Genomic DNA, 10,544 nt, shown 5'->3' with positions numbered 1-10,544 from the left:
TGTCATCTCCCTCACCATAATCTTCCGGCCAGCATCGTGAACCGGATCAGCGTCAGCTCATCGCCCTCTTCGAGCCTCAGCGGCTCATCCAGCGCAGTACATTCCTCTTCCTGCACGAACACCTTGTACAATCCGTCTTCGTAGGCAAGCAGTGCCGCAGCCGTCGCCTTCTCCAGCTCAGGCTTTGCCTCGCCGTACACCGTGCCGAACCCGACCTTGCCATTATCGCCTTGCTCCGCAATCTCATTTGCGGTCAGGTAAGGGATTAGATCTCCCCGCTCCTGCCGTTCCAGCATTGCCTGCACCTGCCCGGCAACTATCTCCGCGATCAGCGCGCGAAGCGTCTGCGGACGGGCCGCAAGCAGCAGCTCCCTGCGCTCCAGCACCGGCCTGCGTTTGCCCAGGCTTTTGACGGTTACATACAGCTTCATGGCCTTCCCTCCTTACCTCAATAGCTCAATAGTTCTATTCGACAGATTATCTAGTTCATTACCCAATTTAGAGATAAATGTCACACCCTAACCAACCGGAAAGAACATTATAATTCTGCTCCAGGGTCTGGCTTCCATCCACCTCCAGCACCTTCAGCTTCCGATCCTTCGCTTCCCGTTTAACCTTATCAGCAAACAACGCGTCTCTCCTCATCCAATTTTCAAAAGAACGCTCAGGATTCTCTGTAGCTTGTAAGATGCCTTGAATCCATTCCCGCCTGCTGTATTGATTACGCTGAAATTGTTCTGACGGAATCATCCAGATTGCTCTTTCTTTTTGCCTCAGGAGAGGTTCTATCAGATCTGGTAATAACTGATTTCCTTCTACAACAACCGGATCGCTTCCCCCACCCGCCACATCGCTCAGTACATACAAGAAATCCTCCCGCAAATATTCAATATAAGTTTTCAACTGTTCCGCAATCTTCCTGGTGAAAAACACTTCATTCATCGCCATCCGCGACACCCTGTACATTACAGGCTGAGCCTTCTCTGTAATATGCTGCAAATGCATCCCGACATGTTCGTCACAGGCATAGAGCGCAAAACCATTCTCCTCTGCAAACCGCTTGGCAAGTGTACTCTTTCCCGCACAAGCCGAACCGCCAATCCAATAGATTTCCCTGTTCAGATCCAACATTGGTTCCTCCCGGTAACTGGTCAAAGCCTTAAGTTCACTGCCCCGTTAGTTTTTCTCCTGACCTATTCGACATCTTCCTATTACTAACCTTTGCTTCCCACTCTTCCTTATTTCCCATGCAGCCTCTTTTTTTGCTAAAATAGAAGGGTCGGCGCATTTTCGTGCAATCTTGGCGCCAGTCACTGAAACGGAGGCATTACCTGTGGATTATATTATTCTGGACATCGAATTCAACGGCCGCAAATTTGCCAGCGAGCATCCCATGGAGGTCATTGAGATCGGAGCGGTCCGGTTAGACGCTTCATTGCAGGTTAAGGATGAATTCTCAGCCTTAATCAGACCCATATACTTCTCCACCCTGAATTCATTCATTAAGAAAAAAACCGGCATCCCCCAGGAGGATATCGACGTCGCCAGCCGGTTCCCGAAGGTTATTACCGCCTTCAGAGCGTGGCTTGACCAGAGTACTGACGGCGTGCTGCTCTTAACCTGGGGCGGCGAGGATATGAAACGGATTATCCAGGATGTGCGGATGCACAAGATGGATGATGCCTACTGGATGGAGGCCACCTACTTCGATCTGCTCAAGGGCGTCCTGCGCGCCCGCGGCCTCAGTAACGACATCAGCGTCGAAGGAGCTATGGCCCTCTTCGGCCTGGAGCCTTCCGGCTCCGCCCACCGCGCGCTTGACGATGCTAAGATGACGGCGGAGATCTTCCGCGCAGTCTTCAGCGAGCTGGACTTTGCGCGGTCACAGCATTATGTCGATACCTTCTCGAACGCCAGAGAGCGCAAGACGGTTAAGATCGCCATCAAAGCGATGACCGCCCAGAAAATCGTCCCCACCTGGGAGCTGGTTGCCGAGCATTACTTCCCCGCGGAGGATGCCCTGGCGGACCCCCGGAAGCTGGCAGAGCTTAAGGCGTATTTCGCCGCCCAGCTTGGCAAGAAATAACCCCATATGCCCGCGCAGCAGCGGCAATCTCCCGAGGCAAAGCCCGGGCGGTTGCCGCTGTTTGCTTTTCCAGCACCGACGGTTACCCGCCCCGCAGTCTGGTTATTCTACCAAATAAGAGTTGACCTTGCCGTTACGTCAAAGTATACAGTTAGATCTGTAAGCGGCCGCTTACTCGGCGGGAACGCCTTGAACCCGTTCTCTGCTGTATACGCCAAGACAGATTGGAGGCAGATAGAACTATGGAGTACACCGTGCAGAAGCTGGGCACACTTGCGGGGATCAGTGCACGGACCCTGCGGTATTACGATGAATTCGGCATTCTGAAGCCGGCCAGAATCAATTCCTCAGGATACCGGATCTACGGCCAGGCCGAGGTGGACCTGCTGCAGCAGATTCTGTTCTACCGGGAGCTGGGCTTAGGCCTGGAGGCGATCAGAGATATTATCCATTCGCCCTCCTTCGACGGCGCCCGCGCCCTGCGTGAGCACCATGACCAGCTGCTTCAGCGGAGACAACAGCTGGACCGGCTCATCGCGAACGTCGAGCAGACCATTGCACACACAGAAGGGAGAAGTATGATGAGTAATCAGGAGAAATTCGCAGGCTTCAAGCAGAAGCTGATTGAAGATAACGAGCAGAAATACGGGCAGGAGGTCCGGGAGAAATACGGCGAAGAAGCCGTAGAGAAGTCCAACCGCAAGCTCAGCCATATGACCGAGGAGCAGTATACTGCCCTTCAGCAGTTAGAGGCTGACATGTTCGCGTCACTGGAGCAAGCGATGGAGGAAGGGGATTCGGCCAGCGAGCTGGCTCAGAAGGCCGCTGACCTGCACCGCCAGTGGCTCAGCTTCTATTGGGATACGTACACCAAAGAAGCCCACGCCGGCGTTGCCCAGATGTATGTCGATGATGAGCGCTTCACGGCTTATTACGGCCAGCGCCGTCCGGGCATGGCCGCGTTCCTGCGGGATGCTGTCCACGTGTATACGGGAGCGAAGCAGTAGACGTAATCGTTTGGCATAGCAAAGAGGCAGCCGGATTGAACGGCTGCCTCTCTTTTCTTCTGCTGAAACGCTCTTCTGACTCAATCATCATCCTCGTCAGAATCGGTATCGGTGTACACAACCTTGGCAGTATACGCATCGACACCTACTTCTGTCTTGACCTGGCCGTTCCTGATTTCAACCTCGTAGACAGCGCCCCCGTGATCCCGGTCCAGATCAATCTCAGTGACCGTCCCCTTCACAGCAGCTTGAGCCACCTCAGCCGCCTTGCCTGCGGTAATCAGCTTCCCGCCTGAGGCCGGAGCTGCCTTATGAGAGTCATCATCGTCTGCATCCTTGCGCACGCTGATTACTTTTCCCGAATACGCATCTACCCGGACATCTATCTCCTGCTTGGTCTGCTGAATTTCGATATCGTAATACGTGCCGCCGGCCTTCTTCTCTAGATCAATGCTCTCCACCTGTCCCGGAGCTGCCTTCAAGGCAATCTGCTCAGCTCGGCTTACACTGATCAACGTTTGGCCCTGACTCTTCACTGCTGCGGCTGCATCTGCTGTACTGCCCTTCAGCTCGCCTATACCATAAGCGCCGCCGAGAATAAGTGCTGCCGCCGTGATACTGCTCCATATCTTTGTCTTCAATGTTAACGCCTCCTAAGTTCTTTCTTCGCTGCTTCATGTAGTAACTATAACGCTACAATCTGAGAGAACAGCGGGAGCAACATTAGAATTCGCTGAGAAAACAAATAAACAGAACACTAGGAATCGTCCCCATCCGGCTCTTCCCAGGTCACAGACATAATATGGCCCGAGATTGCATTCACCTGGACTACGGCCTCCCGTCCGTCTGAAGTATGAATCTCCACCAGATAATAAGCGCCCGCCGCATCGATTCCCGTATCCACATCGTCCAGCTCCCCCGGTACCTCAAGCATAGCCAGCCTGACAGCCTCCTCTTCGGAGACTACGCTCTGCGCTGCCGGGGTAGGTGCTGGTGACGGGGTCGCGTCAGCTCCGCCAGATGGAGCTGGAGTAGCGGCAGACGTAGGCTGCACCGCCGGTTCGTCCGTGCGCTTCAGCAGCACGATGGAGAGAATCTCGCCGGTCACTCCGTCCAGCTTCAGCTCATACCGTCCTTGCTCCGTCTGAAGCTCTGCTACATAAGCTCCAGCTTGCAGCTTCAGACTGTCTACCTTACCGGGATATTCGCTCAGCACAGCCAGCGTAGCCTGATCTCTGGATAACAGCGGCTCCGAATCCTTGCCAAATATCCAGAAGGCAACCACAGACAGCAACAGGAAGACAACCATACCTATAACTGCCTTGTACATCTTGCTCTTGTTCGTTGGTTTCTGCTTCATTGTCCACCTCCCCTGGGGTCCGCAGTCATGCGGATCGTCACCGAGGTTCCCAGTCCTACCGTACTCTCCATAGACAGCTCCGCTCCAATCGCTCCCGCGATCTCTGCGGCAAGTGACAGCCCCAGGCCTGCCCCTCCGTTCTCACGGGTTCTCGCCTCATCCACTCTATAGAAACGGTCGAATATCTTCGGCAGCTCCTCCAGCGGAATTCCAATGCCGCGGTCGGTAATCACAATCATCCGTTCCTGCCCGGCAGCTTCAATACGCACAGTTATCTGCTCATCGCTGTATTTACGGGCATTATCCAGGAAGATGAATAGCAGCTGCCGGAGCTTAGCTTCATCGCTGTAGCCCTCAGCCAGCCCTTCGACCTGAACCATGACCTCTCTCCCGTACGCATTATGAAAAGCCTTCGCCGAAGAACGCACCAGCTCCTCCAGATCCATCACCTTCAGCTCCAGCTCCCACTGCTCCGGGTGCTTCGCCAGCAGCAGCAGCTGCTCCGTCATTTCCTTCATCCGCACAGCTTCGGAATGGATGGCCTCAACCGATTCCTCGAACAGCTCCGGGTGATCCCGCCCTCTGCGCTTCAGCAGACTGGCATAGCTCTCAATAACCGTCAGCGGTGTCCGCAGCTCATGGGAGGCATCCGACACGAATTTCTCCTGCTTCACATAATTGCTCTCCAAGAGGCCTATCATTTCGTTGAAGGTATGCCCCATCTCTATCAGCTCATCCTTCGAGTGTGCTTCCAGCGGAAGCCTGCGGAATTTCCCGCTGCGCTGAATCTCCCGCATGGTTGCCGTCATTTGGACGATGGGCCGCATAATCAGGCCCGACAACAGGCGGCTGGAGAGCAGCAGCGGAAGCAGCGCCGCAAGCGTAGCCCCGGCAAGGACCATCCGCAGCACCCGCAACGTATCCATCGTGCTCTCCAGGCTTTTGGTCATCTGGAGATTCAGGACGTTCCCGTCTGTCCAGATGACCGGAACGCTCACGAACGCATACAAGCGTCCGTCCACCCGGACCCGCTCCACCTGCTTCGCGGAATAGTAGACCGGCTTCATCCGGCTGATCTCCTGCCCGGAGGTTGAGGTAACCGGTGCCGGTCCGCTTCCGTCTGCACTAAGCAGCCGCAGCATTCCCTCCACCGGTACATAAGCCCGGAGCAGCTCCGGTGCCGTTACCCCGTCTCCCGCTTTTCTCATCGCGGCAGCGATTCTGGCCGTCTCGGCAGTTGCCTGCCCAAGCTGGCTGTCTAATGACATCCGGCTGAACACGGCGTAAATGAACAGATTCATGAGGATAAGCAGCACAGCGAACAGCACGCTGGAATACAGATGAATGGTGCTCCGCAGCTTCATGGGGTATCCTTCAGCACATAACCAACGCCCCGCACGGTATGAATCAATTCAGGCTCGTGGTCCAGCGTAATTTTTTTGCGGACATAGCGGACATAGACATCCACAATATTCGTATCGCCGTAATAATCATACCCCCAGACGGCAGCCATGATCTGTTCCCTGTTCAGCACCTGGCGCTTATTCTTCAGCAGGTAGACCAGCAGGTCAAACTCCCGGGGAGTCAGCTCGATGCTCCGGCCTGCCCGCTTCACCTCCCGCGTAGCTTCGTTCAGCTCCAGATCAGCTGCCAGCAGCAGGTTGACGGCTTCGTCTCTCCTCTGCCCCGAGGCCAGCCGCAGCGCAGCACGGACACGCGCCAGCAGCTCCTCAATTTGAAACGGCTTCGTAATATAATCATTGGCCCCAAGGTCCAGGCCTGACACTTTATCCTCCACAGAGCTTTTGGCTGTAAGCAGCAGAACAGGTGTATCGGGATCGCCCGACCGGATCCGCCGCAGCAGCTCTATGCCGCTGAATCCAGGCAGCATCACATCCAGCAATAGCAAATCCGGCTGCTGCTCCTGGTACATCTCCAGCCCCTGATGGCCGCTACCGGCAATAGACACACGGTATCCCTCGCATTCCAGCTCAATCTGCAGCAGACGGGCAATTCTCACCTCGTCCTCCACAACCAGAATCAATTCTGTCATCGGCGCTCCGCCCCTTCTACTTAGTTGCCTTCATTGTAGGGCATGGACAGCTACAGTTTCAAACTCCGCACGCCACTTGCAATACTCTCTATGTATGCAAAAGGGTGCTTCCACCGTTTCACCGGCCGGAAGCACCCCTCTATCCCCATTCCTGCTGCTTCCGAACCGGCAGCCGCTACAAGCTGCGGTGCAGCAGTTCCAGCACACCGCGCAGCTCGGCAACCGCCACCTGCCCCGGTGCCGAAGGCTTATGCGCTGCACCGAAGGTCAGCGCCGAGCCGAAGATCTCTCCGGCCAGCCGGCTGATCACGCCCTCCCCATTCATCGCCATCGTAATGATCGGACGGTCCGCATACTGCTCCTGCATCCGGTTCGTCGCCGCCAGCAGGGTCAGCACATCGGCTGGACCTTGCGGCATTACGGCAATCTTCGGCAGATCGCCGCCCAGCTCTTGCGCCCGGCGCAGCCGGGAGACAATCTCCTCCTCGGACGGCGTCCCGTCGAAGTCATGATTCGAGAGAATCACGAACACCGCCTGTCCATGTGCTGCTGTAATCAGTCTGCGGACCTCCGCTTCCTCCTGGAACAGCTCCACATCCACAATATCCACCAGCCCGCTCTCTACCGCTGCCTGGATCAGCCGGAAGTAATAGGCTGAGGAGATTTCCCTCTCGCCGCCTTCCCTGGCGCTGCGGAAGGTGAAGATCAGCGGAATCTCCGGCAGCAGACGCTGAATGTCCTCCAGCACCTGGGTCACAGCATTAATATCTTCCACCTCCGTGAAGAAATCACTGCGCCACTCCACCACATCCGGCGCCAGTGCGATTAGCGCCTCAGCTTCTGCACGCAGCTCCGTCCGCGTCGTTCCGACCAGCGGAACACAGATTTTGGGCATCCCTTCTCCGAGGGTTATATTCTTAACAGTTACTGTACCGCTCAAACGTGTCAGCTCCTTAGCGGACCCGGAGTCTCAGAGCTTCCTCTGACGCTCCCCGCTTAATTTGTCTATAAGCATCTGCTTACTCTATCTCACATACGGGATCTACTGCTCATGAGGCTTCGCATCAGCAGCTGTCCGCAGGAACTGCTCCACCTCTTCGAGTCTGGGCAGAGAAGCAATCGCACCGGTCTTGCCAACCGCCAGCGCACCGACAGCATTGGCGAAGCGGACCGCTTCCTCCAGTGTCCTACTGCAGGTCAGCTGCCAGGCCAGAGCCCCGTTGAAGGAATCACCGGCTGCCACCGTATCGACCGCCTGCACCGGGAACCCCTGGACATGCCGGCTTCCGGCAGCATCCACGATTAACGCCCCTTTGGAGCCAAGCGTTACAATGACGTGCCGGACCCCTTTTGACAGCATAATCCGGGCCGCACGCTCTGCATCCTCCACATTCTCCACAGAGATGCCAGCCAGAATACCCGCCTCTGTCTCATTCGGAGTCAGATAGGTCACATGGTGCAGCAGCTCATCACTCAGCGGCTGGGCCGGAGCCGGATTAAGAATCACCGGTATCCCGTGCCGGAACGCCAGGACTGCCGCAGCCTCGCACATCGCCAGATCCGTCTCCAGCTGCATCACCACGATCCCGGCCCCGCTGATCACTGTCTCAAGCGCTTCAATATCCTCCGGCTTCATCTCCATATTCGCACCAGGCACCACAATGATCCGGTTCTCTCCGGACCCGTCCACCACAATGGAAGCAACCCCTGTAGCCTGGGATTCACTCTGTGAGATATACGCAGTATGCACCCGCTCCTGCTCCATAATCTCCAGCAGCCCGCTGCCAAAAGCGTCTTTCCCCACTCTGCCGATCATCGTCACATCCGCGCCCAGTCTGGCCGCCGCAACGGCCTGATTCGCCCCTTTTCCGCCTGGAGACAGAACAAATCCCTGACCGAACAGGGTCTCCCCGGCCTCCGGCGCACGCTCTGCCCGCACGACCATATCCATATTCAGACTTCCAATTACGACTATACTCAATCCTTTACACCACCACTTGGTTTATTGTTTGATTTATGGTTTAGCTTATGATTTAGATGAACCTTGTACATTTATTCTCCCCTTATCTTATGGCCTTCCGGCAGGTTAATCAAATTTTATTTATCGGCTCCACAGGCAGCCAGTTGTCACCGAAAATTCGCTGTGCTTTTTAAGGATAAATATGCTAGAATGATGGTGCAATCGCTTCCAGAGCCCGTCCTGCCTTATTGAGCAAACGTTTGCATCTTAGATACAGCCTGCAGTAATTCTTATTCGCAGTACCATCTAAATCGCATTTAGGAGGCTTATCAAGTGAGCGACAACCACTTACCGTCAGTAGCTTATTTCAGCATGGAGTACGGACTGCATTCCGATTTCAAAATGTACGCCGGAGGCTTAGGCATTCTGGCCGGAGATTACATCAAGGGCGCGCAGGATATCGGGGCACCCATCATCCCTATCGGACTCAAATGGAAGCAGGGCTACACGGACCAGAAGATTGATGCAGACGGTAACCCCTACGACTCTTACCACAACTATGTGTACGACTTCCTGGAAGATACAGGCGTCAAGGTCACGGTAAAAGTCAGAAAGACCGATGTAGTCTGCAAAGTGTGGAAAACCGACCATTTCGGCAACCGTCCGCTCTATTTGCTCGACACCGATATCCCGGAGAACAGCGATGCCTGGATTACCGGCCAGCTCTACGGCTGGTTCGGGGAGGAGCGGATTGCCCAGGAGATCGTTCTGGGCATCGGCGGCGTCAAAGCCATGCGCGCCCTGGGCATTCCCATCGATGTCTATCACTTCAACGAAGGACATGCGGCGCTTGCTGCAATCGAGCTGATCCGGGAGAAGATGTCCGGCGGCAGTACCTTTGAAGAAGCCTGGAAGGCTACACGGGAAGAGGTTGTGTTCACTACACATACACCGATTAAGGAAGGTAACGAGACCCATCCGCTGGACCGGCTGGAATACATGGGGGCCTTTAATAGCTTAACCCGGGCGCAAATGGAGCGGATTGGCGGAGAACCCTTTAACATGACCGTTGCCGGTCTGCGGCTGTCGCGGATCTCGAATGCAGTCGCCCAGCTTCATGCCGACACCGCGAACACCATGTGGAAGGAAGTCGCCGGCCGGTCTGCCATCATAGGCATCACCAATGCGATTCACACCCCTACCTGGGTAGATGAGCGGATGACCCGTGCCTTTGAGAAGGGCGGCGACCTGTGGGCCGTGCACAAGGAGATCAAGCAGGAGCTGATCAGCTTCATCGAGGAACGTTCCGGCATCGCCCTGAATGCCGACCAGCTGCTGATCGGGTTCTCCCGGCGCGCCGCTCCCTACAAGCGCAGTGACCTGATTTTCTCCCAGCCGGACATTATAGAGCCGTACCTGGAGAGCGGCAAGATCCAGATTGTCTTCTCCGGCAAGGCGCACCCGCTGGACGACAACGGCAAGCGGATCGTCAGTAATCTTGTAGCCATGATGCGCAAATATCCGAAGAGCGTAGTCTTCCTGGAGAACTACGATATGACCATCGGAGCCCAGCTGACCCGCGGCTCTGACATCTGGCTGAACAATCCGCGCAGACCGCTCGAAGCCAGCGGAACCTCCGGGATGAAGGCCGCCATGAACGGCGTCCTGAACTGCTCCATTCTGGACGGCTGGTGGCCGGAGGCCTGCATCGACGGCGAGAACGGCTGGCAGATCGGCGACGGCTTCGAGACTACCGACTTTGCGGTGCTTGACCAGCATGATAGCGATGCACTGTACGAGACCCTGCTGAACCGCGTCCTCCCGGTCTTCTATGAGGATCAGGCTAAGTGGGTGCAGATGATGCACCGCAGCATCGAGACCACCCGCATCGAATTCGCCACCAAGCGCATGCTGGATGAATACTATAACCGGATGTATATCACAAGCTAACTCGTATTAGTTTGGTATCATCAGCTAACTTGCAGGTCTTCTTGCTTCCGTCATCAGTACCCCTTCCTGCTCCGCTTCTGTTCCAGAATCCCCCCTCCTGTCCGCTGCTGCGGGCGGGAGTTTTTTGT

Annotated in this window: 11 protein-coding genes; 3 read left to right on the top strand and 8 right to left on the bottom strand. The window is 55.7% G+C overall.

Going from position 1 to position 10,544, the window contains the following annotated elements; genetic code table 11:
* Nucleotides 1-11 precede the first annotated feature (11 nt).
* Nucleotides 12-431: a hypothetical protein gene (locus NYE24_RS24890; protein ID WP_342476934.1), complete on the bottom strand. Its 420-nt coding sequence runs from the start codon at nt 429-431 to the stop codon at nt 12-14.
* A gap of 67 nt (nt 432-498) precedes the next feature.
* Nucleotides 499-1,131: a hypothetical protein gene (locus tag NYE24_RS24885; RefSeq protein ID WP_051494101.1), complete on the bottom strand. Its 633-nt coding sequence runs from the start codon at nt 1,129-1,131 to the stop codon at nt 499-501.
* Between the two features lie 202 nt (nt 1,132-1,333).
* On the opposite strand from NYE24_RS24885, the gene NYE24_RS24880 reads away from it, so the two are divergent.
* Both NYE24_RS24880 and NYE24_RS24875 read left to right on the top strand, forming a co-directional pair.
* Nucleotides 1,334-2,086, top strand: a complete 753-nt coding sequence (locus NYE24_RS24880) for a 3'-5' exonuclease (protein WP_036701978.1) — start codon at nt 1,334-1,336, stop codon at nt 2,084-2,086.
* A 242-nt stretch (nt 2,087-2,328) separates the two neighbouring features.
* Complete coding sequence (locus tag NYE24_RS24875; RefSeq protein WP_342476933.1) at nt 2,329-3,093, top strand: MerR family transcriptional regulator; 765 nt, start codon at nt 2,329-2,331, stop codon at nt 3,091-3,093.
* 80 nt (nt 3,094-3,173) lie between these two features.
* Here the strand turns inward: NYE24_RS24875 and NYE24_RS24870 are convergent, their stop codons facing one another.
* The 6 genes from NYE24_RS24870 to rbsK form a co-directional block, all read right to left on the bottom strand.
* On the bottom strand, nt 3,174-3,734 hold the full coding sequence (locus NYE24_RS24870; RefSeq protein ID WP_076161827.1) for a PepSY domain-containing protein: 561 nt from the start codon (nt 3,732-3,734) through the stop codon (nt 3,174-3,176).
* Nucleotides 3,735-3,850: 116 nt separating this feature from the next.
* Nucleotides 3,851-4,453: a PepSY domain-containing protein gene (locus NYE24_RS24865; RefSeq protein WP_342476932.1), complete on the bottom strand. Its 603-nt coding sequence runs from the start codon at nt 4,451-4,453 to the stop codon at nt 3,851-3,853.
* Nucleotides 4,450-5,817, bottom strand: a complete 1,368-nt coding sequence (locus NYE24_RS24860) for a HAMP domain-containing sensor histidine kinase (protein ID WP_342476931.1) — start codon at nt 5,815-5,817, stop codon at nt 4,450-4,452. Before NYE24_RS24860 ends, NYE24_RS24865 begins: the two co-directional genes overlap by 4 nt.
* Nucleotides 5,814-6,506, bottom strand: a complete 693-nt coding sequence (locus tag NYE24_RS24855; RefSeq protein ID WP_342476930.1) for a response regulator transcription factor — start codon at nt 6,504-6,506, stop codon at nt 5,814-5,816. Before NYE24_RS24855 ends, NYE24_RS24860 begins: the two co-directional genes overlap by 4 nt.
* A 175-nt stretch (nt 6,507-6,681) precedes the next feature.
* Complete coding sequence (gene aroD, locus NYE24_RS24850; RefSeq protein WP_342476929.1) at nt 6,682-7,446, bottom strand: type I 3-dehydroquinate dehydratase; 765 nt, start codon at nt 7,444-7,446, stop codon at nt 6,682-6,684.
* Nucleotides 7,447-7,548: 102 nt separating this feature from the next.
* The gene (gene rbsK, locus NYE24_RS24845) at nt 7,549-8,487 is read right to left on the bottom strand and encodes a ribokinase (RefSeq protein WP_076161834.1); all 939 of its coding nucleotides are present in this window, start codon (nt 8,485-8,487) and stop codon (nt 7,549-7,551) included.
* Nucleotides 8,488-8,799: 312 nt separating this feature from the next.
* On the opposite strand from rbsK, the gene glgP reads away from it, so the two are divergent.
* Nucleotides 8,800-10,416, top strand: coding sequence for an alpha-glucan family phosphorylase (gene glgP, locus NYE24_RS24840; RefSeq protein ID WP_342476928.1), 1,617 nt, complete (start codon nt 8,800-8,802; stop codon nt 10,414-10,416).
* Nucleotides 10,417-10,544: the final 128 nt, after the last annotated feature.

This window comes from Paenibacillus sp. FSL H7-0350 (assembly GCF_038593195.1).
In the GTDB taxonomy this organism is placed as follows: Bacteria; Bacillota; Bacilli; order Paenibacillales; family Paenibacillaceae; genus Paenibacillus_AQ.
The sequence above is the reverse complement of the archived record's forward strand: the minus strand, read 5'-3'. Positions and strand labels throughout refer to the sequence as shown.

Bases quoted from the DNA above. Each gene is read 5' to 3' on its own strand.
- NYE24_RS24890 (WP_342476934.1), bottom strand. From the start codon at position 431: ATGAAGCTGTATGTAACCGTCAAAAGCCTGGGCAAACGCAGGCCGGTG.
- NYE24_RS24885 (WP_051494101.1), bottom strand. From the start codon at position 1,131: ATGTTGGATCTGAACAGGGAAATCTATTGGATTGGCGGTTCGGCTTGT.
- NYE24_RS24875 (WP_342476933.1), top strand. From the start codon at position 2,329: ATGGAGTACACCGTGCAGAAGCTGGGCACACTTGCGGGGATCAGTGCA.
- NYE24_RS24865 (WP_342476932.1), bottom strand. From the start codon at position 4,453: ATGAAGCAGAAACCAACGAACAAGAGCAAGATGTACAAGGCAGTTATA.
- NYE24_RS24860 (WP_342476931.1), bottom strand. From the start codon at position 5,817: ATGAAGCTGCGGAGCACCATTCATCTGTATTCCAGCGTGCTGTTCGCT.
- NYE24_RS24855 (WP_342476930.1), bottom strand. From the start codon at position 6,506: ATGACAGAATTGATTCTGGTTGTGGAGGACGAGGTGAGAATTGCCCGT.